The sequence below is a fragment of the Bradyrhizobium sp. CB2312 genome, from assembly GCF_029714425.1.
GTDB lineage: Bacteria > Pseudomonadota > Alphaproteobacteria > Rhizobiales > Xanthobacteraceae > Bradyrhizobium.
The window spans coordinates 9,006,442-9,031,352 of sequence record NZ_CP121668.1 but is presented as its reverse complement, the minus strand read 5'-3'; the positions used below and the strand labels follow the sequence as shown (position 1 = coordinate 9,031,352).

Genomic DNA, 24,911 nt, shown 5'->3' with positions numbered 1-24,911 from the left:
TTCATGTCAGGACTTCGCGCGCGATCGGCATGCGTTGCAATGATGCTCGCGGCCTTTGCGCCGCTGCTCGCAGGTTGCGAGGAATCGAGCTCGGCCGTCTCCGCCGCTCCACCGGCCGACCCTGACGTCAGCATCGTCGTCGTCAAGCAGCAAGCCCGCGCCGTGGTGCGCGAGCTGCCGGGCCGCATCGCGCCGACGCGCATGTCCGACGTGCGGCCGCGCGTCTCCGGCATCGTGGTCGAGCGCCTGTTCCGCCAGGGCAGCGAGGTGAAGGCCGGCGATCCGCTCTACCGCATCGATCCGCGCCCGTTCGAGGTCGAGGTGATGGCCAACGAGGCCGGGCTCGCCAAGGCCGAGGCTGCGCTGATGCAGGCCAAGCAGCAGGCGCACCGTATCGCCACGCTGACCAGCCAGCGCGCCGCGCCCGAGGCCGAGAACGAGAAGGCCGTGGCCGCCGAGCGCCAGGCCCATGCCGAGGTCGAAGGCCGCAAGGCCGAGCTCGCGCGCGCAAAGCTCAATCTCGACTATGCCACCGTGCGCGCGCCGATCGACGGCGTCGTGGGTGCCGCCCTCGTCAGCGAGGGCGCGCTCGCGGTGCAGAACGAGACCAATCTCGCCACCATCCAGCAGCTCGATCCGATCTATGCCGACTTCACCCAGTCGGTGACCGAGCTCAACCAGCTCCGCCGTGCCTTCGAGAGCGGCGACCTCGAGCGGATCGCCGCCGATGCCGCCAAGGTGCGTCTCGTGCTCGACGACAACACGCTTTATTCGCTCGACGGCAAGCTGCTGTTCTCCGACGCCAAGGTCGACGCCCATACCGGGCAGGTGACCTTGCGCGGCGAGTTCCGCAATCCGAAGCGCGAGCTGCTGCCGGGCATGTATGTCCGCGTTCGCATCGACCAGGGCCTCGACTCCGATGCCATCGCGGTGCCGCAGCAGGCGATCCAGCGCAATGGCGGCGGCGGCAGCGAAGTGTTCGTCGTCAAGGACGACAACCGCATCGCGGTGCAGCCGGTGCGCACCGGCTCGGTGCAGGACGGCTTCTGGTTCGTCACCGAGGGCCTGAAGGCCGGCGACAAGGTCGTGGTCGAGGGCTTCCAGAAGTTTGCCGCCGGCGACAAGGTCAAGCCGCAATCCTGGTCGGAGGCGGACGCGACCGCTGACAACCGGCACGCCGAGAAAGTCACGCGGTAATCCGCCATGCCGAGTTTCTTCATCGACCGGCCGATCTTTGCCTGGGTGGTCGCGCTGTTCATCTGTCTGATCGGCGCGATCGCGGTGCCGCTGCTGCCGATCGCGCAATATCCGATCATCGCGCCGCCCTCGATCTCGATCTCGACCAGCTATCCCGGCGCTTCGCCCGAAAACCTCTACAACAGCGTCACGCGCCTGATCGAGGAGGAGCTCAACGGCGCCTCCGGCATCCTCAATTTCGAATCGACCAGCGACTCGCTCGGCCAGGTCGAGATCATCGCCAATTTCCAGCCGGGCACCGATACCAGTGCGGCTTCGGTCGAGGTGCAGAACCGCATCAAGCGCGTCGAGGCGCGCCTGCCGCGCGCGGTGATCCAGCAGGGCATCCTGATCGAGGAAGCATCCAGCGCGGTGCTGCAGATCATCACGCTGAACTCGACCGACGGCAGCCTGGATGAGGTCGGCCTCGGCGACTTCATGATCCGCAACGTGCTCGGCGAGATCCGCCGCATCCCCGGCGTCGGTCGTGCCACGCTCTATTCGACCGAGCGCTCGCTTCGCGTCTGGGTCGATCCGGCAAAGCTCGTCGGCTATGGCCTGACCGCGGACGACGTCAACAAGGCGATCGCCGCGCAGAACGCGCAGGTCGCCTCCGGCAGTATCGGCGCCGAGCCGTCGACCGCGACCCAGCGCACCTCCGCGCTGGTGCTGGTCAAGGGCCAGCTCTCCTCGCCGGACGAATTCGGCGCCATCATCCTGCGCGCCAATCCCGACGGCTCGACCGTGCGCCTGCGCGACGTCGCGCGCATCGAGGTCGGCGGCCTCAGCTATCAGTTCAACACGCGCCTCAACGGCAAGCCGACCGCCGGTCTCTCCGTGCTGATGTCGCCGACCGGCAATGCGCTGGCGACCGCGAGCGCGGTCGAGGAGAAGATGAAGGAGCTGTCGCGCTTCTTCCCGGCCAACATCACTTACGAGATCCCCTACAACATCACGCCCGTGGTCGAGGCTTCGATCAAGAAGGTGCTGACGACGCTGGTCGAAGCCGTGGTGCTGGTGTTCGTGGTGATGTTCCTGTTCCTCCAGAACATCCGCTACACCATCATTCCGACCATCGTGGTGCCGGTGGCGCTTCTGGGCGCCTGTACCACGCTGCTGCTCGCCGGCTATTCCATCAACATGCTCTCGATGTTCGGCATGGTGCTCGCGGTCGGCATCCTCGTCGACGACGCCATCGTCGTGGTCGAGAATGTCGAACGCATCATGAGCGAGGAGGGGCTGTCGCCGAAGGAGGCGACGCGCAAGGCGATGTCGCAGATATCGGGTGCCATCATCGGCATCACGCTGGTGCTGATGGCGGTGTTCGTGCCTATGGCGTTCTTCCCGGGCTCGGTCGGCATCATCTACCGCCAGTTCTCGGTGACCATGGTCGCCGCGATCGGCTTCTCCGCCTTCCTCGCGCTGTCGCTGACGCCGGCGCTGTGCGCGACCTTGCTCAAGCCCGTCACGGCCGGTCATGGCCACGCGAAGCGGGGCGTGTTCGGCTGGTTCAACCGCATGCTCGAAGGCGGCAAGGAGCGCTATTCCCGCACCGTCGGCTTCTCGCTCAAGCGCACCGGCCGCCTGATGCTGGTCTATGCAGCGCTGCTGGTGGGTCTCTCCTGGGCCTTCGTCAGCCTGCCCGGCGGCTTCCTGCCCATCGACGACCAGGGTTTTGTCACCACCGACGTTCAGACGCCGTCGGATTCGTCCTATCCGCGGACAGAGGCCGTGATCGAGAAGGTCGAGAAATATCTCGCCGAGCGGCCGGGCGTGAAGGATGTCACCTTCCTCACCGGCTTCAGCTTCTCCGGCCAGGGCATGAACACCGCGCAGGCCTTCATCACGCTGAAGGATTGGTCCGAGCGCGGGCCGAAGGATTCCGCTGCGGCGATCGTCAACGACATCAACCGCGACCTGGGGTCGTCGATCCGCGACGCCAAGATCTCTGCGCTGCAGCCGCCGCCGATCGACAATCTCGGCAACTCCTCGGGCTTCTCGTTCCGCCTCCAGGACCGCGGCCAGAAGGGCTATTCCGCCCTGATGCGTGCCGCCGACCAGCTGATCGCGGACGCCAATGCGAGCCCGGTGCTGCAGAAGGTCTATATCGAGGGCCTGCCCGAGGCGGGCGTCGTCAATCTCGTGATCGACCGCGAGAAGGCCGGCGCCTTCGGCGTCACCTTCGAGGACATCAACAACACGATCTCGACCAATCTCGGTTCGAACTACATCAACGACTTCCCGAACCGCGGCCGCATGCAGCGCGTCGTGGTGCAGGCAGATAGCCGTGATCGCATGCGGACCGAGGACATCCTCAACTACAACGTCAAGAACAGCCGCGGCCAGCTGGTGCCGTTCTCCTCCTTCGCCACGGTCGAATGGGCGCGTGGTCCGACGCAGATCGCCGGCTTCAACTACTATCCCGCGGTGCGCATCTCGGGCGAAGCGAGGCCCGGCTTCACCTCGGGCGATGCCATCGCCGAGATGGAGAAGCTTGCGGGCAGGCTGCCGCGCGGCTTCGGCTACGAATGGACCGGCCAGTCGCTGCAGGAAAAGCTGTCGGGCTCGCAGGCGCCGTTTCTGCTCGGCCTCTCGGTTCTCGTGGTCTTCCTGTGTCTGGCCGCGCTCTACGAGAGCTGGACCATCCCGCTCGCGGTGCTGCTCACCGTGCCGCTCGGCATCGTCGGCGCGGTCATCGCCGCGATGCTGCGCGGCCTGCCCAACGACGTCTATTTCACCGTCGGCCTCATCACCATCATCGGCCTTGCCGCCAAGGACGCGATCCTGATCATCGAGTTCGCCAAGGATCTGCGAAAGGAAGGCAAGCCGCTGGTGGACGCCACCATCGAAGCCTGCCGCCTGCGCTTCCGCCCGATCCTGATGACCGGCCTTGCCTTCATCTGCGGCGTGCTGCCGATGGCGATCGCCCACGGCGCCGGCGGGGCCAGCCAGCAGGCACTCGGCAGCGTCGTGATGGGCGGCATGATCGCGGTGGTGATCCTGGCGCTCTTGATGGTGCCGGTGTTCTTCGTCTCGGTGCAGCGCGTGCTGGCGGGGGATCGGGAGCCGAAGGCCGCGAAGGAAGGCGAAGCGTATGGGCCGCCGGCGCCGGCGAGGGCCGGCCACTGAACGCCGGATCGGCCGGCTTGCTTTCTCGGGGGCGTCAATCCAGACTGCATCTCTGGATTGAAATGTATTCGCACCGCGGCGCGAATGCGCGGCCAACCTGCCGATTGCGAGCATGTAATGCGTCTGACCGACGTTGCGATCTCCAACTATCGCTCCATTCGGCGGCTCTCCATACCAATCCACCCCCTGTCCGTGTTTGTGGGTGAGAATGGCGTCGGCAAATCCAATCTCTACAAGTCCTTGTCGCTGTTGCGCGACGCGGCGGCAGGTCGAATCACGCGCACGATCGCCGAGGAAGGCGGATTGAGTTCGGTCTGCTGGTCCGGTCTTCGCAAGAAAGGCGAAGATGGGCGACTACGTTTGTCGGCCAAATTCGATAGATTCAGATATTCCATCGAGATCGGATTTCCTGGCCCGCTCGAGGCGGCGTTTTCCAGCGAGCCGATGATCAAGTCCGAAAGTATCGAGGCGACGCAGGGCAAACGAACGGTTCAATTGATGGAGCGAAAAAACTCGCTCGTCAGCGTGCGCGGCGAGAGCGGCGCATGGAGCAGCCACAAGGATGCGGTGCTGCCGTCCGAGACGGCGCTTGCGGGCTTTTCCGATGGCAAGGAATGCCCCGAAATCGATTTGGTCAGAAACGCAATGCTGGGCTGGCGCTTCTATCACGACTTTCGCACCGATCCGGCCTCGCCGCTACGAAAGCCGTGTCTCGCGATCACGACGCCCTCGCTCAGTGCCGATGGGAGTGATTTGGCCGCGGCCCTGGCGACGCTTTACACCATTCGGGAAGACGCCACCGAGCTGCAGGACGTAATCGAAGATGCATTTCCGGGCGCCGAGCTCCGCGCATGGGAAGAAAATGGCTCGTGTGAATTTGATCTGCAACTGACGGATATGCCGCGGCCGTTCAGGGCTCATGAACTGTCCGATGGGACGCTGAAATATATTTGCCTGCTCGCAGTGTTCATGGGCTATCGGCTGCCACCGTTCATCGCGCTGAACGAACCCGAGACCAGCCTGCATCCGTCGCTGCTCGCCCCATTGGCCCGGCTGATCGTCAAGGCATCGGGCCGCGCCGACATCTGGATCGTCACGCATTCGGAACAGTTGATGGAGGCATTGCGAAGCGAGAGCTCGGTCCCGCTTCGCCGGGTGATCAAGCCGAAAGGCGCCACGACGATCGAGGGCCTGACTCTTGGCGGTGAATATCGCGACGAGGACTCCGACGAAGACGACGCTTAGTCGTTGCAGGTCGAGCCGCTGTGGACAAGCCGTAAGGCAAAACTGTCATGCCCCGCGAAGGCGGGGCATCCAGTACGCCGCGGCGCCTGTGATTGAACCGAGACGCCGCGGAATACTGGATCACCCGCCTTCGCGGGTGATGACGGCGGAATGTGGAGAGCGCGAGCTTTCGCCTTACGCTGGCTTCCGCAAAATCTTCACCAGCTCGCCGTGCACGAACTCGTTGCCGCACACCACATGGCCGGTCAGCAGGGGATCGTCATTGCCCTGGACGCCCGACACCGTTCCACCGGCTTCGCGCACCATCAGCATGCCGGCGGCGATGTCCCAGGATTGCAGATTGCGCTCCCAATAGCCGTCGAGGCGGCCGGCTGCGACGAAGGCGAGGTCGAGGGAGGCGGCGCCGAAGCGGCGCAGGCCCGCGACGCGGTCCTGGATCGCGGTCATCTCGCGGCGGAATTCCTCGTGGTCGCCGCGGCCAATATGGGGCAGGCCGCAGGCGACCACGCACTCGTTGAGCTGGCGGCGGCCGGCCACCCGCAGGCGCTGGTCGTTGAGGAAGGCGCCCTTGCCGCGCTCGGCGATGTAGAGCTCGTCATTGGCGGGATTGTAGATCACGCCGGCGATGACCATGCCCTCGCGCGCGAGGCCGATCGAGATCGCGAATTGCGGAATGCCGTGCAGGAAGTTGGTGGTGCCGTCGAGCGGATCGACGATCCAGGTGTGGCTCTTGTCGGTGCCCTCGCGGGTGCCGCCTTCCTCGCCGATGAAGCCGTAGCCGGGCCGTGCCTTGGCGAGGTCCTGGTAGAGGATCTCTTCGGCGCGCTTGTCGGCGAGCGAGACGAAATTGGCCGGTCCCTTCAGCGAGACCTGCAAATGCTCGATCTCGCCGAGATCGCGCTTGAGGCTGCGGCCGGCGCGGCGCGCGGCCTTGACCATGACGTTGATAGTTGCGGAATAAAGCATGAGCTCTGGGTCTTGTCGGGGGAAAGGGCGCGAAAGCACGCCTGTTTGAGGGATTGGGTGCCCTGCGGGGGGCCTCAGGTCAAGTCATTGCGTCAAGTCATTTGGTCCCGAGCCATTTCTTGGCGGCGGCCTCCGCCTTGGCCCGGTCCTCGGCCGGCAGGTCGGAGAGCTGCTTGTCGAGCTCCGGATCGCCCTTGCCGCTGGTCTTGGCCACCAGATGCCATTTGAAGCCCTCGACCTTGTCCACGGCCGCGCCCATGCCGTTGATCAGCACCCAGGCGAGGCGATTTTGCGCGATCGCGCTGCCCTGGCGGGAGGCCTTACGAAGCAACGCGACGGCGGCCGGATGGTTCTTCGGCGTGCCGGTGCCGTTGAACATGGCGATGGCATATTCGACCTCGGCATCGACATTGTCGGCGAGCGAGGCGGCCTGGAGCAGGCGCACCGCGCGCTCGGGGTCCTTCGGGACCCCGGTGCCCTCCTTGTAGAAGGTCGCGAGCGCGTATTGCGCCTCGGGCAGGCCGGCGTCCGCAGCCTGGCGCAGCAGCTCGGCGGAGCGCTTGACGTCCTGCGGCAGGGTCTGACCGTCGAGATAGAGCAGCGCGAGATTATAGGCCGCCTTGGGCTCGCCGAGCTTGGCGGCTGACGCCATCAGCTTGACTGCCTCGCCCTTGTCCACCGCGCCGCCGCGGCCGGCCATGCGCAGCATCGCCAGCGCGAACATCGCCTCGCGGTCGCCGGCATCCGCGGCGCGCTTGTACCATTCGACCGCCTTGGCGTAGTCGCGGCGGATGCCCATGGCGTTGGAATAGAGCTCGCCGAGCATGGTCATCGCCTTGGGATCGCCGGTCGCGGCGCGCGTGCTGGCGAGATCGAATGCGGTCTTGTACTGGCCGCGCTGATAGGCGCCGAACACCAGATCGACGCCCGGCGTGTCGGTGGGCGGCGCCGGGATCACGGTTGCGGGCAGTTGAGGCTTTGGGGAAGCGGCCGGCTTGGGCGAAGCCGACGGTTTCGGCGCCGGCGCGGCCTCTTTCTTCTTGGCAGCGGGAGGCGGCTTGGGCTTCTGTTTCTCGGCGGGCGGGCTCGGGACTGTCGCCGGTGGCGTGATCTGGAGCTGTGCGGCCGCGGGCACTGTCAACAGCAGCGTGGCCAGGATGGTGATGCACGGGAGCTTCATGTCGGGCGCTAGCCGTGCTCCTGACCCGCAGGCGCGGTGGCATGGGCCTTCTTGATCGCGGCGTCGGCCTCGATCAGCGCAGCCTTCGGTCCGCGCGGATCGGCCCAGATGAACTCGCCGACCAGCACGAAATCGGCGCCGCTGGCGGCGAAGTCGTAGGCTTCTTCCAGCGACGTCGCAAAGCCGACGCAGGGCGGCTCGAACAGCTCGGCCCACCAGTCGAGCCGCTCGGCGATCGCCTGCGACGACGGTCGCTGTCCCTTCGCGTCGGGCTCGCCGAACAGCACATAGTCGGCGCCCATCTCGCCCGCATCCATGGAATGGTGCCGCGTCGTCAGCCCGCCGACGCCGGCGATGCGATCGGGCTTGAGCGATGGCAGCGCCTCTTTCAGCGCGGCGATGCCGGGCAGGTGCGCGCCGTCGGCGCCGCCGCGCGCGACCAGCTCGGCATGGCCGTCGACCAGCAGCGCGGCGCCCGCCTTCTGCACCGGCGGCGCCAGCGCCTTGACGCGCGAGATCATGGTGCGCTGGTCGGTCTCCTTCAGCCGCAGCAGCACGGCGGCGACATCGGCGGAGGCGAGCAGGCCCGGCAATTCGGCCACGAGCGTCGCGGGATCATCGACAACGGGCGTCGCGAGATAGAGACGCGGCGCCGGGCGCGGCGGAGGCGGTTTGTTCGACAAGATCTAGGCCGCTTTCTTTTCCAGGCTGCTTTGCCATTCGCCCTTGGAGGCGAGACCGTTCATGCGTGCGCGATGGCTGAACGCGCTCTGTCCAGCCGCGACATTCTCGGCCTTGCCCGACCAGGCCTTCTGCGGCGCGGCCTGCAGCGCGCGGCCATAGGAGAAGGTCAGGCCCCAGGGCAGCGGACCGAGCTTGTGCATGGCGTTGAGATGCGCGGTCGCCTCTTCGTCGGACTGGCCGCCGGAGAGGAAGGCGATGCCCGGCACCGCGGCGGGGACGCAGGCCTTGAGCAGCCGGATCGTCTTTTCCGCAACTTCCTCGACGGAGGCCTGCTTTGCGCATTTCTTGCCCGAAATCGCCATGTTCGGCTTCAGCACCATGCCCTCGAGCGCAACGCGCTGCACGCGCAGCTCCTGGAAGGTCTTGTTGAGCACACGGCTCGTCACCTCATGGCAGCGGTCGATGTCGTGATCGCCGTCCATCAGCACCTCAGGCTCGACGATCGGCACGATCTGCGCCGCCTGGCATAGCGCGGCATAGCGCGCCAGCGCATGGGCGTTGACGCTGATCGCGGTCATCGAGGGAATGCCGCTGCTGATGTCGATTACCGCGCGCCATTTGGCAAAGCGCGCGCCGCGCTCGTAATATTTCTTCAGCCGCTCGGCGAGCTTGTCGAGCCCGACAGTGACGAGCTCGCCCGGGCACATCGGCAGGGCCTGCGTGCCCTCGTCGACCTTGATGCCGGGAATGGCGCCGCTCTGTTCGATCAGCTTGACCAGGGGCGTGCCGTCCTTCGCATCCTGCCAGATCGTCTCGTCATAGAGGATCACGCCGGAGATGTACTGGCTCATGGCGTCCTTGGAGCGGAATAGCATCTCGCGATAGTCGCGGCGGTTGGTCTCCGTCGATTCCACGCCGATCGCGTCAAAACGCTTCTTGATGGTGCCGGAGGATTCGTCGGCGGCAAGGATGCCCTTACCGGGGGCGACCATGGCGGTCGCGATCCTGTTGAGCTCAGTCAGATTCATCGAGAGGTCCTCCCAAAACGATTCTGCCCTTGCCCGTGAAAATAGACCGTTCTCGGGCAATTGCCGAGTTAACGTTGGTCGCAGGGTAAAGGGGGATCGGCTGTTTACCTCTTCCCGCCTGCAGCAGGCAATCACGTGCGAGATCAGAGCCTTGGGGCACCGGAGCTTCCACAGCGTCATGGCCGGGCTTATCCCGGCCATCCACGCCTTGCCCCCGGCACCAAGAACGTGGATGCCCGGGACAAGCCCGGGCATGACGACCTCTCGTGAATGTTCAAATGCGACTGGCCTGCCGCTAGCGGGGCCAAGGGGAGCCGCGGCGGCTCACGCCACCGCGATCGCTTACGCGACGCGGGGGTCAAGCTCGCCCTTGGCGTAGCGCTTGGCCATCTCGGCGGTGGTCAGCACCTTCTTGATCTTGGAGGCCTGGCCCGCCGTGTTGAACTCCTGGAGCCGCTGCTTGCACAGCTTGGTCATGGCTTCCATCGCCGGCTTCAGGTACTTGCGCGGGTCGAACTCTTCCGGATTGTCCTTGAGGACCTTGCGGATCTGGCCGGTCATGGCCATGCGGTTGTCGGTGTCGATGTTGATCTTGCGCACGCCGTTCTTGATGCCGCGCTGGATCTCGGCAACAGGCACGCCCCAAGTTGGCTTCATCTTGCCGCCATAGGCGTTGATGATGTCCTGCAGGTCTTGCGGCACCGAGGAGGAGCCGTGCATGACCAGATGCGTGTTCGGCAGCTTGCGGTGGATCTCCTCGATCACGTTCATGGCGAGGATGTCGCCGTCAGGCTTGCGGGTGAACTTGTAGGCGCCATGCGAGGTGCCCATCGCGATCGCGAGCGCGTCGACCTTGGTCTCCTGCACGAACTTCACGGCCTCGTCCGGGTTGGTCAGGAGCTGGTCGTGGCTGAGCTTGCCCTCGGCGCCGTGGCCGTCTTCCTTGTCGCCCATGCCGGTCTCCAGCGAGCCGAGCACCCCGAGCTCGCCCTCGACCGAGATGCCGCCGAGATGGGCCATGTCGGTCACCGTCTTGGTGACGCCGACATTGTAGCCCCAGTCGCCGGGGGTCTTGCCGTCGGCCTTGAGCGAGCCGTCCATCATCACCGAGGTGAAGCCGGCCTGGATCGCGGTCATGCAGGTCGCGGGCTCGTTGCCGTGGTCGAGATGCACGCAGACCGGGATGTGCGGATAGATCTCGGTCACCGCGTCCATCATGTGCTTGAGCATGACGTCGTTGGCGTAGGAACGCGCACCGCGCGAGGCCTGGATGATGACGGGTGCGTCGACCTGGTTGGCGGCGTCCATGATCGCCAGCGCCTGCTCCATGTTGTTGATGTTGAAGGCCGGTACGCCGTAATCGTTCTCAGCCGCATGGTCGAGCAATTGACGCAACGTGATCCGAGCCATCTGTCTTTCTCTCCGTTTGGGCCTACAGGGCCGCTTCTTGCTTGCCGTTCTGATTACTTGGTGCGCAGAACTTCGACGCCGGGCAGGGGCTTGCCTTCCATCCATTCAAGGAACGCGCCACCGGCGGTCGAGACATAGGTGAAATCACCGGCCACATGGGCCTGGTTGAGCGCGGCAACGGTGTCGCCGCCGCCCGCGATCGAGATCAGCTTCTTGGCCTTGGTACGCTCGGCCGCGTGCTTGGCGGCCGCGACGGTGCCGCGGTCGAACGGCTGCATCTCGAAGGCCCCGAGCGGGCCGTTCCAGACCAGCGTCGCCGCGTCGTCGATCGCGGCGTGGACGCGCGCGACCGATTGCGGGCCGACGTCGAGGATCATGCCGTCGGCCGGAATCGCATCGAGGCCGTAGGCATGCGAGGGCGCATTGGCCGCGAAATGATAGGCGACGGTGGCATCGACCGGCAGGATGATGGCGCAATTGGCGGCTTCCGCCTTCTCCATGATGCGCAGCGCGGTCGGCGCGAGATCTTTCTCGGCCAGCGACTTGCCGACCGCGACGCCCTGGGCGTGCAGGAAGGTGTTGGCCATGCCGCCGCCGATCACCAGCGCGTCGACCTTGGTCACGAGGTTCTCGAGCAGGTCGATCTTGGTCGAAACCTTGGCGCCGCCGATGATGGCGATGACCGGCTTGGTCGGCGAGCCCAGCGCCTTCTCCAGCGCATCGAGCTCGGCCTGCATGGTGCGGCCGGCATAGGCCGGCAGCTTGTGGCCGAGGCCTTCGGTCGAGGCATGGGCGCGGTGCGCGGCCGAGAACGCGTCACTGACCCAGATGTCGCCGAGCTTTGCCAATTCCGCGACGAAGGCGGGATCGTTCTTTTCCTCTTCCTTGTGGAAGCGGGTGTTTTCCAGGCAGAGGATGTCGCCATCCGTCAGGGCGGCCACGGCCGTGGCCGCGGGCTCGCCGATGCAGTCGTCGGCGAAGGCGACGGGCCTCTTCACGACCTTCGACAGCGCTTCCGCGACGGGCCTGAGCGACTCCTTGGGATCGCGTCCCTTGGGCCGGCCGAAATGCGCCAGCAGGATGACCTTAGCCCCCTTGTCCGAGAGTTCGGTGATGGTCGGCGCGACGCGCTCGAGCCGGGTCGCGTCGGTGACGCGGCCGTTGTCCATGGGCACGTTGAGATCGACGCGCAGCAGCACGCGCTTGCCCTTCACATCGACGTCGTCGAGGGTGCGGAATTTGGCCATGTCCTGATCACTCGTTAACTGACGGCGTTACGGCGGATCGCCGCGCTCGGGCGGATCGCCTTCCTGCCTGGTCGTCACCTTGTCTCCCTGGCGCATGCCATACGCGATCAATGCGAACAGCAGAATGACGCCAGGAATTCCGATCCAGGCAGGAAGCATTGCGCTCCCCTTAGATCACCTTCGCCATCGCGACGGCGGTGTCCGCCATGCGGTTGGAGAAGCCCCACTCGTTGTCATACCAGGACATCACGCGCACCAGTGTGCCGTTCTGCACCTTGGTCTGGTCTTCGTGGAAGGTCGAGGAGTGCGGGTCGTGATTGAAGTCGATCGAGACGTTCGGCGCATTGGTGTAGCCGAGGATGCCCTTGAGCTGCTGCTCGCTGGCGCGCTTCATCGCCGCGTTGATTTCCTTGGCGTCGGTGGCGCGCTTCGCGACGATCTTGAGATCGACGACCGAGACGTTCGGCGTCGGCACGCGGATCGCGACGCCGTCGAGCTTGCCCTTCAGCTCCGGCAGCACGAGGCCGATCGCCTTGGCGGCGCCGGTCGAGGTCGGGATCATCGACATCGCAGCCGCACGGCCGCGGTAGAGATCCTTGTGCAGCGTGTCCAGCGTCGGCTGGTCGCCGGTATAGGCGTGGATCGTGGTCATGAAGCCGGTCTCGATGCCGACGAGGTCGTTCAGCACCTTGGCGACCGGTGCGAGGCAATTGGTGGTGCAGCTGCCGTTGGAGACGACCAGGTGATCCTTGGTCAGGGTGTCGTGGTTGACGCCGTAGACGATGGTGGCGTCGGCGCCGTCGGCGGGGGCGGAGACCAGCACGCGCTTGGCGCCGGCGGTCAGATGCGCGGAGGCCTTGTCCTTCGCGGTGAAGATGCCGGTGCACTCCAGCGCGATGTCGATGCCGAGATCCTTCCAGGGCAGCTTCGAGGGATCGCGCTCGGCGGTCACCTTGATCTTGTTGGCGCCGAGGCTGATCGAGTCACCGTCGACGGTGACGGTGCCGGGGAAGCGGCCATGGACGCTGTCGAAGCGAAGAAGATGGGCGTTGGTCTCGACCGGACCGAGATCGTTGATGCCGACGACCTCGATGTCCTTGCGGCCGGACTCGGCGATAGCCCGCAACACGTTGCGGCCGATGCGGCCAAAACCGTTAATTCCGACGCGGACTGCCATGTTTCGTCTCCTTCAATGACCGTTCAGTGACGGCTGTTCAATAACCCCATCGTCCCGCACAACGCGCTTGGCGCGCTTGCGAGGGTTTTTTAGACGGACGCCCGGTTCGGCCGGGCGGTGCTTGATCATATGAGGAGTTACGTAGTCCTTTTTTTTGGCAAGCTCAACTCTCAGGAAACGCGCTTCAGCACAGCGTTAACCGCAGCCTCGGCGGTAATGCCGAAATGCTTGAAAAGGTCCTTCGCCGGGCCGCTTTCGCCGAAGGAATGCATGCCGACGAATTCACCATCCTGGCCGATCACGGCATCCCAGCCCCAGCGCACGGCAGCCTCGATCGCGACCTTCACCGGCGCGTTGCCGATGATCTCGGCGCGCTTGGCCTCTGGTTGCGCTAACAACAGCTCGAGCGAGGGCACCGAGACCACCCGTGACGCGATGCCGCGCTCGGCGAGCTGCTTCTGGGCGGCGACCGCGATCTCGACCTCGGAGCCCGAGGCGAACAGCGTCGCCTTGGCTTCGCCTTGCGCGGCGACCAGCTCGTAGGCGCCGGCCGCGCAAGGGCTATCGTTCGGCGCGGTGGTGCGGAGCTGCGGCAGGTTCTGCCGCGTCAAGGCCAGCACGGTCGGGCCGTCGATGCGGTTCAGCGCGAGCTCCCAGCACTCGGCGACCTCGATGGCATCGCAGGGACGGAACACGCGCATGTTGGGAATGGCGCGAAGCGCGGCGAGATGCTCGACCGGCTGGTGGGTCGGACCGTCCTCGCCGAGGCCGATGGAGTCATGCGTCATCACGTAGACGACGCCGGTGCCCATCAGTGCGGCAAGGCGCATCGCGGGCCGCGCATAATCGGTGAACACCAGGAAGGTCGCACCGTTCGGCGCGAAGCCGCCATGCAGGAAGATGCCGTTCATCGCCGCGCACATGCCGTGCTCGCGGATGCCGTAATGGATGAAGCGGCCCTTCGGCGTCTTGGCGGAGAAGGCGGTCGCCGACTTCGCCTTGTTGTTGTTGGAGCCGGTGAGATCGGCCGAGCCGGCGAGGAATTCCATCGGCATCGCGCTGGCAATCACTTCGATCACGGCTTCCGAGGATTTGCGGGTGGCCGCATTCATCGGCTTTTCCAAGAGCTCCTTCTTGTAGGCGCGCACCGCCTTGGCGAGCGAGGCCGGCCGCTCATGGCGCAGGCGGCGCTCGAACTCGGCGCGCTTGCGGCTGCCGAGCTCGCCGAGCCGCGCCTCCCATTCCTGCCGGGCGGATGCGCCGCGGCTGCCGGCCGCGCGCCAGGCCTTCAGCACGTCCTCGGGCACCGAGAACGGCTCGAGCGAGATGCCGAGATTTTCCTTGGCGGCCTTGAGCTCGTCGGCGCCGAGCGCCTCGCCGTGCGCCTTCGACGTGCCGGCCTTGTGCGGCGCGCCGAAACCGATGGTGGTGCGGCAGGCGATCAGCGTCGGCTTGTTCGACTTCTTCGCGCGCGTGATGGCATCGGTGATCGCGGCCTGATCCTGGCCGTCGATCTTCTCGGCGGCCCAGCCTGCCGACTTGAAGCGCTTCACCTGGTCGACGGAATCGGCGATCGAGGTCGGGCCGTCGATCGAGATGCCGTTGTCGTCGTAGAGCACGATCAGCTTGCTCAGCTTCCAGTGCCCGGCCATCGCGATTGCTTCCTGCGACACGCCCTCCATCAGGTCGCCGTCGGAGGCGAGCACATAGGTGTGATGGTCGACGATCTTCCTGCCGAACTCGGCGGCGAGCATCTTCTCGGCGAGCGCCATGCCGACTGCGGTCGAGATGCCCTGGCCGAGCGGGCCGGTCGTGGTCTCGATGCCATTGGTGCGGAAATTCTCCGGGTGTCCCGGGGTCAGCGAATCGACCTGGCGGAACTGCTTGATCTGGTCCAGCGTCATTTCGGAATTGCCGGTGAGATACAGCAGCGAATAGAGCAGCATCGAGCCGTGGCCGGCCGAGAGCACGAAGCGGTCGCGATCGGGCCAGGACGGCACGGCCGCATCGTATTTCAGGAACTGCGTGAACAGCACCGTGGCGATGTCGGCGGCGCCCATGGGCAGGCCGGGATGGCCCGACTTCGCCTTCTCGACAGCGTCCATCGAAAGGCCGCGGATCGCGTTGGCCATACGGGTGTGGTCGACCTGCGTCATGTCTGAAATCCGTCTGGAATGAGGCGCTTGGCGGTGGACGCCCGCGCGGGAAGGGGGCCTCTCGGCCGCGTAAGGTCGGGCTGGGATAGCACCTCGGTTCCGGAAGTCCAAGGCAATCAAACGCCGGTTTGGCCGCAAAAGTTGCGTGATGCGGGCTCTGGAAAAGTGGCGGCCCTGTGTTGCTTGCGACAAACGCGGGGTGTTCGCGCGGGGATCATGCCCTCAAGGATCGGTGCATAGTTTCGCGCCGGCGTTGCGCTTGGCTAGCTTGCCACGTAAATTTCTGCTTCTAAGCGCTTGCCGAACCGAGTCTTTTGCCGGACGGCAAGCTCCAGGGAAAGGCCACTGGGTAAAGGCCGGTAGGTTCCGCCGCTGACTGCATGAACGATCGCGTTTCCAACAGCTCTGCCATGACCGAGTCCTCGGCCGTCGAGATCGAGATCGCGACGCGCAGGCTGATGGCGGCGCTCGACGCGCTGGAAAGCGCGGTGGAGCGGCGGCGCGATGCCGATCGCGACGAGAACGAGCTGGCCGCGCGGATCCAGGCTCTCGGCGCCGATCGCTCGCGGCTTGCCGACGAGCTCGACGGAGCCTTGGTGAAGGCGCGCAAGCTCGAGCGCACCAATCGCGAGATCTCCGACCGGCTGGATTCCGCAATCGTCACGATACGTTCGGTGCTCGATACCGGAGAGGATGGATGAGCCACATCAACGTCACCATCAACGGCCGGCAGTACCGCATGGCCTGCGAGGAGGGCCAGGAGGTGCGGCTGCTTAAGCTCGCCGAAACCCTGGAGACACGGATCCAGTCGCTGCGCGGAAAATTCGGCGAGATCGGCGATGCACGGCTGACCGTGATGGCCGCGCTGACCGTCTGCGACGAGCTGGTCGACACCAGCAACCGTGTCCGAACCCTCGAGCAGGAGTTGACCGAACTTCGGGATTTCCGCAATGCCGCCGTCGAGCGCGCGAGGATGACGCAGACCGCCGTGGTGAACGCGCTGAATGCCGCGGCCGAGCGAATCGAGAAGTCGACCCAGGTGCTGAACCGGACCGTCGGCAATGGGATTGCGATCGGGTAGGGCTGCGGAAGGCCCAGTCCCCATTTCTGCCACGCCCGCGGTGCGCTCCCTCGCTCGCCTGCGGGGGAGGGTTGGGGAGAGGGTGTCTCGACAACGAAGAACCCCCAAGAGGAGAGAGCCCTCACCCGGCGCTTCGCGCCGACCTCTCCCGCAAGCGGGAGAGGTGGGGACCAGCCGCGACCCGGGCTGGCGATTCGTCAACATCGTTGTTACATTGCCCCGGCGAGGCTGCGACGCGCGTCAGGAGCCATATATCCCCGGGGCCTTATCGATCCTTTAGGGAACTGTCCCTGGCCGGGCCCGTGGGCTCGGACATATGGTGCCCACCTACTTTCGTAGGGAACTCCGGGATCGAGTGCTTCAACGGCGTCCGCGGCTTCGCACTGTTTTCTTCTGGTTCGTGCCTGTCGAATTTGCGTCCCCGACACGCTTGCGGTTCAATTCAGTCTTGGTGTCATGCCCCTGGCTCGACCGGGCATCCAGTACGCCGCGGCGTCGAGGTTCTTGCACTGACGTCTCTGGAATACTGGATCACCCGCCCCAGTGCGCAAGGGCGCACAAGGCGGGTGATGACCTTGGGGGACCGAAGCACATGTCCAACTCCAAAGCCGAACTCCGCGCCAAAGCCCTCGCCAAGCGCGACGCGCTCAGCGAGAAGAAGCGCGCGACCGCCGCTGCAAAGCTCGCCAAGCGCGGGCTGCCGTTCGACCTCTTGCCCGGCAGCATCGTCTCGGGCTATTCGCCGATCCGCAGCGAGATCGATCCGATGCCGCTCTTGAAGAAGCTGGCGGAGGAGGGCGCAAGGCTGGCGCTGCCCTGCGTCACCACGCGCGGCAAGGCGCTGATCTTCCGCATCTTCCATCCGAACGACCGCCTGATGCTCGGCCCGCTCGGCATTCCCGAGCCGTCGCCGGCAGCCGCCGAAGTGATTCCCGACATCATGCTGACGCCGCTTGCGGCGTTCGACCGCCTCGGCCATCGCATCGGCTACGGCGCGGGGCATTACGATTTCACCTTCGCGCATTTGCGCAAGGTCAAGCACATTGTCGGCATCGGGCTTGCTTTTGCAGCGCAGGAGATCGAGGCGGTTCCGGCACTATCCCACGACGTGGCGCTGGATTATGTGCTAACGGAATCGGACGTGTTCGATTTCCGGAGTTCTGAAGTTGCGCATTCTCTTCGTGGGTGATGTCGTCGGCCGTAGCGGGCGCGAGGCCGTCGCCAAATATTTGCCCGGCATGGTCAAGGACTGGTCGCTCGATTTCGTCGTCGTCAACGGCGAGAATTCCGCGGGCGGCTTCGGCATCACGGAAGCGATCTACCGGGAGCTCGTCGAGGCCGGCGCCGATGCGGTGACGCTCGGCAACCATTCCTGGGACCAGCGCGAGGCGCTGGTGTTCATCGAGCGCGCCGACCGCCTTGTCCGTCCCGCGAACTATCCGCGCGGAACGCCCGGCCGCGGCGCCGCTCTGGTCGAGACCAAGAACGGCAAGCATGCGCTCGTCGTCAACGCGCTTGGCCGGGTCTTCATGACCCCGTTCGACGATCCGTTCGCCGCGCTCGAGCGCGAGCTCGGCGCCTGTCCGCTCGGCGTTGCCGCGGATGCCATCGTCGTCGATTTCCATTGCGAAGCGACCAGCGAGAAGCAGGCCATCGGCTTCTTCTGCGATGGACGCGCCAGCCTCGTCGTCGGCACGCACACGCATGTGCCGACCGCCGATCATCAGATCCTCGCCGGCGGCACCGCCTACATGACCGACGCCGGCATGACCGGCGACTACGATTCCATCATCGGCATGCAGAAGGAAGAACCGCTGCGCCGGTTCACATCGGGGATTCCGTCGGGCCGTTTCGAGCCGGCCGCGGGCGTCGCGACCCTCAGCGGCGTTGCGGTGGAGACCGACGATGCCACGGGCCTCGCGCTCAAGATCGCGCCGGTGCGCGTTGGTGGAAGGCTGGAGCCGGCCACGCCGAAGTTCTGGCTGAGCTGAAGAACGAAGCTACACGATCGGAAATCGTAGGGTGGGCAAAGGCGCACTTGCGCCGTGCCCACCATCTTTCTCCATGTTCGCAAGTGCGTGGGCACGCTTCCGCCTTCGCTCTTCGAGCTACGGCAGACAAGTCGCTTTGCCCACCCTACGACGCTGAATTTTGAGCGGCATCGACGGTGCACCCTCTCCCCTTGTGGGAGAGGGTGGCTCGCCGCATAGCGGCGAGACGGGTGAGGGGTTTCTCTCCGCGAGTGAATCTCTCGCATCTGAACGCGCGGAGAAAGACCCCTCATCCGGCGCTTCGCGCCACCTTCTCCCACAAGGGGAGAAGGGATAGCGCTAGCGCTCGTTTCAACCGGCCGCCTCACGCCGCCGCGCGAACCGCCTGCCAAAGCTCCAGCACGTCCGCGCGCGAGATGCCGCGCGTGATGAAGACGATGCGCGAGCGGCGATCGCCGTCGGGCCAGGCGGCGAGCGCCACCGGCGGGTGGAAGACGTGATGCACGCCGTGGATCACGACCGGCGCCGCCTCGCCGTGAAGGTTGAGAATCCCCTTCACCCGCAAGAGATCCGCGCCACGCGCGTTGCGCAAATGCGCGAGCCAGTGGGTCACGGCCATCCAGTCGAGCGGCTCGTCGAATGCCAGCATGAAACTGGTGATGGACGCGTCGTGATCGTGATGATCATGGTCATGATGCGCGTGACGGTCATGATGCGAATGGCCGGCATGCGCATGCGGCTCGGCGAAGGCGTGCTCATTCAGCCAGCGCGCAACGTCGATCCTTTTCTTCCCGGGATCGATCAGGCCCGCACCAAATAGATGGGCCGGATCGATCTCGCCATGATCGACGGTTTCGATCCTCGCGCCGGGATTGAGCTGGCGTAGACGCAGCTCCAGCGAGCCGACATCGTCGACCAGATCGCGCTTGGTGATCAACAGCCGGTCCGCCAGCGCGACCTGCTTCACCGCCTCATACTGACGGTCGAGCTGATGCGATGCGTTGACCGCGTCGATCGTGGTCACGATGGTGTCGAGCCGCAGGAAGTGCGAGACGAGCGGGTTGTTGAGCAGCAGCTGCACGATCGGCGCGGGATCGGCGAGCCCGGTGGTCTCGACCAGGATGCGGCGAAACGGCGGAATCTCGCCCCGGTCGCGCTTGACCAGGAGGTCCCGCAGCGTCTGTTCCAGGTCGCTGCGGATGGTGCAGCAGATGCAGCCGCTTGCGAGCACGGCAACCTCGCCATCGACGCGCTCGACCAGGAGATGATCGAGGCTGACCTCGCCATACTCGTTGATGATGACGGCGCTGTCCTTCATGTCGTCGCGGCGCAGCAGGCGATTGAGCAGCGTGGTCTTGCCGCTGCCGAGAAAGCCGGTGATCAGCGACACCGGTAGCCGCTGAGCGGATTTGTCGCTTTCGAACAGGCTCATGGGACACTCGCGCCATCAGTCTTATTTTTGTCGCTGGACAACAGCGTAGCGGAGGAGGAGGGTAGCCGGAAACAATTTGAGAGTCAGATTTTGTTCTGACCACAACCTGGGAGGGTGCAATGTCTAATGAGATCAACAACGTAGATCAAGACGAGAGCGGCTCCACGACCGATCGGCGGACCCTGCTCCGCACCGCGGGCATCGCCGGCGTCGCGGGTGCCGCTCTCGCCGGCTCGATGCACGGCAAGTTCTCGCTTGCACCGATCAGCGAAGCCCAGGCGCAGACCGCGACCTCCATGCCCAAGGGCACCGACAAGCCGTGGTGGCCGTCGAAATGGGGCAAGGACGACGAGTCCGGCGCATCAAATCACATCACGCCCGAAAAGGTCCTGGATGCCGCGAAATGGATCAAGGACGGCAAGATCTACAAGATTGGTCGCGTCTACGAAGGCGGCATGCCGCTGTTCGGTCCGCGCGCGTTCACGCTGCGCATTCCCGGCAGCCCGACCGGCGGCCCGTTCGGCGACAACAAGATGGTCTATCACGACGAATTCCTGACCACCGAGATCGGCCAGACCGGTACGCAATTCGACGGCCTCGGCCATATCGGAATCCAATTGGGCAAGGACGGCGACAAGAACGAGATGCGGTTCTACAATGGTTTCACCGCAACCGAGATCAGCGACGCCCACGGTTTGAAGAAGCTCGGTGTCGAGAAGCTCAAGCCGCTGTTCACCCGCGCGCATCTGGTCGACATGGTCGCGCTGAAGGGCGGGATGATGGATGTCGGCCAGGAAATCACCGCGGCCGACATCAAGGCCGCGCTGGCGAAGCAGAACATTCCCGAGAGCGACATCAAGCCGGGCGATGCGATCATGTTCCACACCGGCTGGGGCTCGCTGTGGATGAAGAACAACGACCGTTTCAACAGCGGCGAGCCGGGCATCGGCATGGATGCGGCCAGATGGGTGATCGAGAAGGATCTCGCGCTCACCGGCGCCGACACCTGGGCGGTGGAGGTGGTGCCCAATCCCGACAAGTCGCTCGCTTTCGTGGTCCACTCCGAGCTGCAGACCAAGCACGGCATCCACAACCACGAGAACCTCATCTTCGACGATCTGATCGCCGACAAGAAGTACCAGTTCGTCTATTGCTTCGCGCCGGCCCCGATCAAGGGCGCCACGGGCAGCAACGGCTGCCCGATTGCGCTTACGTGAGGCGGTTAGAGTCGGCTTCCTAATCGTTCTCGGGCGGCATTGACGGTGCACCCTCTCCCCTTGTGGGAGAGGGTGGATCGCCGCATAGCGGCGAGCCGGGTGAGGGGTTGCCTCCGCGAGTCGTCTGGCGCTTGAGAGCGAGGAGAGAACCCCTCATCCGGCGCTTCGCGCCACCTTCTCCCACAAGGGGAGAAGGGGCAGCGGCGGTTGCGGCTAAATTCAATCCGCCGTCTGTTCCCGCAGCTCCGCGACGTCCTTCGCCGTCAGCTTCGAGCCCTTGGTGCCGAACCGCGCCGTCACGTAGTTCGCCACCGCCGCGATCTCGTCGTCGGTATACGCACTTCCGAATGCGGGCATCGACAGCGCACCGTCAGGCGTATGCCGCTTGGTGCCTGAGATCACGATCTGCGCGACGTTGGTGGCGGCGGGGTCGTTGACGGCCCAGGTACCGGTCAGCGTTGCCATCGGGGAGACCGGGCTCTCGCCGCTCCAGCCGTGGCAGCTGGCGCAGGCGCTGGCGAACACTTTCTTGCCGCGCGCGTCCGCTGTCACGCCTTCCTTGTGCGAGGCGGGCGCGACGGGCGCCGTGGTGGCGGGCAGGTCGGGCGAGGGCTGCGGCGGCACGCTGCGCAGGTAAGCAACGATGCTGCTGATGTCTTCGGGCGCGAACTGGCTAAAACTGTGGTCGACCGCTTCGCCCATCGGGCCCGACGCCGAGCCGTGGCCTGGCGCGTGGCCGAGCGACAGATACGAGATCAGATCCTGGTCGCTCCAATTGCCGAGGCCCGTCGCCTTGTCCGAGGAGATGTTGAAGGCGCGCCAGCCGGCGGTGATGGCGCCGGCGAACTTCTTGCGGTTATCCAGCGCGAAGCCGAGATTGCGCGGCGTGTGGCACTCGCCGCAATGCGCCAGCGCCTCCGCAAGATATGCACCGCGATTCCACTCCGGGCTTTTCGAAGTATCGGGCGTAAAGCGCGTGTCCGGATTGAACACGGCCGACCAAAAGATCATCGCCCAGCGCTGGTTGAACGGGAACGACAGCGTATTGTCCGGCGCCTTGGCACGCACCGCCGGCTGGCTGAACAGGTAGGCCTTCACCGCGAGCACGTCCTCGTCGGTCATGTAGGTGTAGGACGTGTAGGGCATCGCCGGATAGAGCCGGGCGCCGTCACGACGCTTGCCGTGCTGCACCGCGATCAGAAAATCCTGATCGCTGTAATTGCCGATGCCGGTGTCCTTGTCCGGCGTGATGTTGGTCGAATAGAGCGTGCCGAACGGAAGCTTGAAGGCGAGCCCGCCGGAATAGTCCTTCTCGCCCGGCTTGGTGTGGCAGACCATGCAGTCGGCGGCCTTGGCGAGATATTCGCCGCGTTCGACGAGGCTCGCTTTCTCCAGCTTGGCCGGTACGCCCGTCGGCTTGCCGGCGCGGTAGTCCGCCAGCGCCACCTTGGTGCCGCCGGCGAAGTCGAGCGGGCCGGGCCCGCGGATGATCCAGACCGCGAGTCCCGCCACCACGATGGCGATCACGACGAGGCTTCCGAGGATACGCATTGTCCTGCTCATGCCTTCTTCCCCGCAGCCAGCAGTTTCCGATCGATGGGCAGGCGCCGCAGCGCCACGCCGGTTGCGGCGTAGATCGCGTTGCGCAGTGCCGGCGGCCCGGCATTGACCCCCGCTTCGCCGATGCCACCGGGGGCCTCGCCGCTTTTCACGACGGTGACCTCGATCTTCGGCGTCTCGTTGATGCGCATCATGCGGTAGTCGTGGAAATTCGACTGCTGCACGCGGCCCTTGTCGATGGTGATCTCGCCATAGAGCGCGGCGGTGAGGCCGAAGATGAGGCCACCCTCGATCTGCGCCTTCACCGTATCGGGGTTGACCGCGATGCCGGTGTCGACCACCGAGGTGACGCGGCGGAGCACGATCTCGCCGAAATCGTCGATCTCCGCTTCGACCACAGTCGCGATGAAGCTTGCGAATGACGGCTGCACGCAGACGCCGCGGCCGACGCGGGCGGGCAATGGCTGACCCCAGCCGGATTTCTCTGCGACCTGGTCGAGCACTGCGAGCATGCGCGGGTTCTTGGTCAGCATGGACTTCCGGAACTCGATCGGGTCCTTGCCGGCCTTGCGCGCGAGCTCGTCCATCGCGCATTCGACTGCGAACACGTTGTTGTTCGGGCCGACGCCGCGCCAGAAGCCGGTCGGCACCGACAGCGGCTCGGCGCGGACATATTCGACGTGGAAATTGGCGAAGTCGTAAGGCGCATCCACTGCGGCATCAATCGCGTCGATGTCGATGCCCTTCTGGAACGCCGGCGGCAGCCAGCGCGCGAGCACGGCGGAGCCCGCGACCTTGTATTTCCACCCCGCGACCTTGCCGTCGACCAGCGATGCCGTGATCTGGTCGCGATAGACCGGACGGTAGACGTCGTGCTGGATGTCCTCCTCGCGGGTCCATATCACCTTCACGGGATAGTCGACCTGCTTTGCAATTTTCACCGCCGCAACGACCATGTCTGGCTCGAGCTTGCGGCCAAAGCCGCCGCCGAGCAGATGCTGGTTGACGATCACCTTGTCGATCGGAACGCCGGCGGCCTTCGCCGCCTCCGACTGCACGCGGGTCATGATCTGCGTGCCGGTCCAGATCTCGCAGGCATCCGGCCTGACGTGGACGGTGGCGTTGATCGGCTCCATCGAGGCATGCGCCAGGAACGGCAGCTCGTAGGCTGCCTCGAACTTGTCGCCGCTGGCGAGCGCCTTGGCGATGTCGCCGGTGGATTTCGCAACCGCGCCGTCCTTCTGGCTGGCCTTGCGCAGATCGTCCCAGATGTCCTTGGTGGTGATCTCAGCGTTCGGGCCTTCGTTCCACTCGATCTTGAGCGCTTCGAGACCTTTCTTTGCCGCCCACATGTGATCGCCGATCACGCCGACGGCGTCGTCGAGCACGACGACCTTGCGCACGCCCGCGACTTTCATCGCGGCGCTGTCATCGACCTTGCCGACCTTGCCGCCGAACACAGGGCAATTGGCGATCGCGGCGATCTTCATGCCGGGCAGGATCGCGTCGATGCCGTAGAGCGCCTTGCCGTTGACCTTGTCCGGCGTGTCGAGCCGCTTCAGCGGCTGGCCGATGAGGACGAAATCCTTGGGATCCTTGATGGCGACGTCCTTCGGCGGCGTCTGGCCCTGGGCGGCGAGCGCCAGTTCGCCATAGCCGAGCTTGCGGCCGCTCGCGGCATGCGCGACCTCGCCCTTCGACGCCGTGCAGCTGGCGGGCTCGACGCCCCACTGGCTGGCTGCGGCCTGCACCAGCATCGCGCGCGCGGTGGCGCCGGCCTTGCGCAGCGGCAGCCACCAGGCGCGGATCGAGTTGGAATTGCCGGTGACTTGCAGTCCGAAGGTCGGGTTGCCGTAGAGCTTGTCGTTGGGCGGGGCATGCTGCACCTCGACCTTGCTCCAGTCGGCATCCAGCTCTTCGGCGATCACGGCCGAGATCGACGTGTAGGTGCCCTGGCCCATCTCGACCTGCGGCATCATCAGCACGGTGCGGCCGGTCTCGTCGATGCGGATGAAGGCGTTGGGCGCGAACTTGCCGTCGGTCACATCGCGTTGCACCGGCTCGTTGGCGGCGGCGCGCAGCGGCAGATGGAAGGCGAGCAGGAAGCCGGTGGCGAGGCCCCCGGTCAGGAGCGACCGGCGGGAGACGCTGTTGTGTGCATTCATGGCGGAC

20 protein-coding genes and 1 other RNA gene are annotated in these 24,911 nt (G+C 65.4%); 9 read left to right on the top strand and 12 right to left on the bottom strand.

Features of this window, described 5'->3' with window-relative positions:
- Positions 1–3: 3 nt before the first annotated feature.
- The 3 genes from QA642_RS43060 to QA642_RS43050 all read left to right on the top strand — a co-directional run bounded on the left by QA642_RS43060 (position 4) and on the right by QA642_RS43050 (position 5,610).
- Entirely contained in the window at positions 4–1,197 is a 1,194-nt protein-coding gene (locus QA642_RS43060; RefSeq protein ID WP_283087098.1) for an efflux RND transporter periplasmic adaptor subunit, read from the top strand.
- Between the two features lie 6 nt (positions 1,198–1,203).
- On the top strand, positions 1,204–4,365 hold the full coding sequence (locus QA642_RS43055) for a multidrug efflux RND transporter permease subunit (protein ID WP_283082220.1): 3,162 nt from the start codon (positions 1,204–1,206) through the stop codon (positions 4,363–4,365).
- A gap of 117 nt (positions 4,366–4,482) precedes the next feature.
- The gene (locus tag QA642_RS43050; protein WP_283082219.1) at positions 4,483–5,610 is read left to right on the top strand and encodes an AAA family ATPase; all 1,128 of its coding nucleotides are present in this window, start codon (positions 4,483–4,485) and stop codon (positions 5,608–5,610) included.
- Between the two features lie 174 nt (positions 5,611–5,784).
- Here the strand turns inward: QA642_RS43050 and QA642_RS43045 are convergent, their stop codons facing one another.
- The 9 genes from QA642_RS43045 to tkt all read right to left on the bottom strand — a co-directional run bounded on the left by QA642_RS43045 (position 5,785) and on the right by tkt (position 15,467).
- Complete coding sequence (locus QA642_RS43045) at positions 5,785–6,576, bottom strand: inositol monophosphatase family protein (protein WP_027561130.1); 792 nt, start codon at positions 6,574–6,576, stop codon at positions 5,785–5,787.
- 97 nt (positions 6,577–6,673) lie between these two features.
- Entirely contained in the window at positions 6,674–7,756 is a 1,083-nt protein-coding gene (locus QA642_RS43040) for a tetratricopeptide repeat protein (RefSeq protein ID WP_283082218.1), read from the bottom strand.
- Positions 7,757–7,764: 8 nt separating this feature from the next.
- Positions 7,765–8,439 carry a thiamine phosphate synthase gene (locus QA642_RS43035; protein ID WP_283082217.1) on the bottom strand — a complete coding sequence of 225 codons (675 nt, stop codon included), beginning with the start codon at positions 8,437–8,439 and terminating at the stop codon, positions 7,765–7,767.
- Between the two features lie 3 nt (positions 8,440–8,442).
- Positions 8,443–9,468 (bottom strand): class I fructose-bisphosphate aldolase, encoded by a 1,026-nt coding sequence (locus QA642_RS43030; protein WP_283082216.1) that lies wholly within the window; start codon positions 9,466–9,468, stop codon positions 8,443–8,445.
- Between the two features lie 342 nt (positions 9,469–9,810).
- Positions 9,811–10,878 carry a class II fructose-bisphosphate aldolase gene (gene fba / locus QA642_RS43025; RefSeq protein ID WP_035998315.1) on the bottom strand — a complete coding sequence of 356 codons (1,068 nt, stop codon included), beginning with the start codon at positions 10,876–10,878 and terminating at the stop codon, positions 9,811–9,813.
- 53 nt (positions 10,879–10,931) lie between these two features.
- Positions 10,932–12,125 (bottom strand): phosphoglycerate kinase, encoded by a 1,194-nt coding sequence (locus QA642_RS43020; RefSeq protein ID WP_283082215.1) that lies wholly within the window; start codon positions 12,123–12,125, stop codon positions 10,932–10,934.
- Positions 12,126–12,152: 27 nt separating this feature from the next.
- Positions 12,153–12,284 carry a hypothetical protein gene (locus tag QA642_RS43015; protein WP_283082214.1) on the bottom strand — a complete coding sequence of 44 codons (132 nt, stop codon included), beginning with the start codon at positions 12,282–12,284 and terminating at the stop codon, positions 12,153–12,155.
- A 10-nt stretch (positions 12,285–12,294) separates the two neighbouring features.
- Positions 12,295–13,302: a type I glyceraldehyde-3-phosphate dehydrogenase gene (gene gap, locus QA642_RS43010; RefSeq protein WP_283082213.1), complete on the bottom strand. Its 1,008-nt coding sequence runs from the start codon at positions 13,300–13,302 to the stop codon at positions 12,295–12,297.
- A 170-nt stretch (positions 13,303–13,472) separates the two neighbouring features.
- Positions 13,473–15,467, bottom strand: coding sequence for a transketolase (gene tkt / locus QA642_RS43005; RefSeq protein WP_283087097.1), 1,995 nt, complete (start codon positions 15,465–15,467; stop codon positions 13,473–13,475).
- Positions 15,468–15,868: 401 nt separating this feature from the next.
- Between tkt and QA642_RS43000 the strand changes: the two genes are divergently transcribed.
- The 5 genes from QA642_RS43000 (at position 15,869) to QA642_RS42980 (ending at position 18,530) form a co-directional block, all read left to right on the top strand.
- Entirely contained in the window at positions 15,869–16,159 is a 291-nt protein-coding gene (locus tag QA642_RS43000) for a DUF4164 domain-containing protein (protein ID WP_011084341.1), read from the top strand.
- The gene (locus QA642_RS42995; protein WP_060737138.1) at positions 16,156–16,539 is read left to right on the top strand and encodes a cell division protein ZapA; all 384 of its coding nucleotides are present in this window, start codon (positions 16,156–16,158) and stop codon (positions 16,537–16,539) included. Before QA642_RS43000 ends, QA642_RS42995 begins: the two co-directional genes overlap by 4 nt.
- Before the next feature lie 222 nt (positions 16,540–16,761).
- Positions 16,762–16,922: non-coding RNA, 6S RNA (gene ssrS, locus QA642_RS42990), on the top strand.
- Positions 16,923–17,131: 209 nt separating this feature from the next.
- A complete protein-coding gene (locus QA642_RS42985) occupies positions 17,132–17,728 on the top strand; it encodes a 5-formyltetrahydrofolate cyclo-ligase (protein WP_283082212.1) in 597 nt (198 codons plus the stop codon).
- A complete protein-coding gene (locus tag QA642_RS42980; RefSeq protein WP_283082211.1) occupies positions 17,706–18,530 on the top strand; it encodes a TIGR00282 family metallophosphoesterase in 825 nt (274 codons plus the stop codon). The genes QA642_RS42985 and QA642_RS42980 overlap by 23 nt, the downstream gene beginning before the upstream one ends.
- A 364-nt stretch (positions 18,531–18,894) precedes the next feature.
- On the opposite strand, the gene QA642_RS42975 is transcribed toward QA642_RS42980, so the two are convergent.
- Positions 18,895–19,962, bottom strand: a complete 1,068-nt coding sequence (locus tag QA642_RS42975; RefSeq protein WP_283082210.1) for a GTP-binding protein — start codon at positions 19,960–19,962, stop codon at positions 18,895–18,897.
- 119 nt (positions 19,963–20,081) lie between these two features.
- Here QA642_RS42975 and QA642_RS42970 point away from each other — a divergent pair, with 119 nt between their 5' ends.
- Positions 20,082–21,179 (top strand): cyclase family protein, encoded by a 1,098-nt coding sequence (locus QA642_RS42970; protein WP_283082209.1) that lies wholly within the window; start codon positions 20,082–20,084, stop codon positions 21,177–21,179.
- 219 nt (positions 21,180–21,398) lie between these two features.
- On the opposite strand, the gene QA642_RS42965 is transcribed toward QA642_RS42970, so the two are convergent.
- Together QA642_RS42965 and QA642_RS42960 are read right to left on the bottom strand one after the other, a co-directional pair.
- On the bottom strand, positions 21,399–22,742 hold the full coding sequence (locus QA642_RS42965; RefSeq protein WP_283082208.1) for a cytochrome c: 1,344 nt from the start codon (positions 22,740–22,742) through the stop codon (positions 21,399–21,401).
- A complete protein-coding gene (locus tag QA642_RS42960; protein ID WP_283082207.1) occupies positions 22,739–24,904 on the bottom strand; it encodes a molybdopterin cofactor-binding domain-containing protein in 2,166 nt (721 codons plus the stop codon). The genes QA642_RS42965 and QA642_RS42960 overlap by 4 nt, the downstream gene beginning before the upstream one ends.
- Positions 24,905–24,911 lie beyond the last annotated feature (7 nt).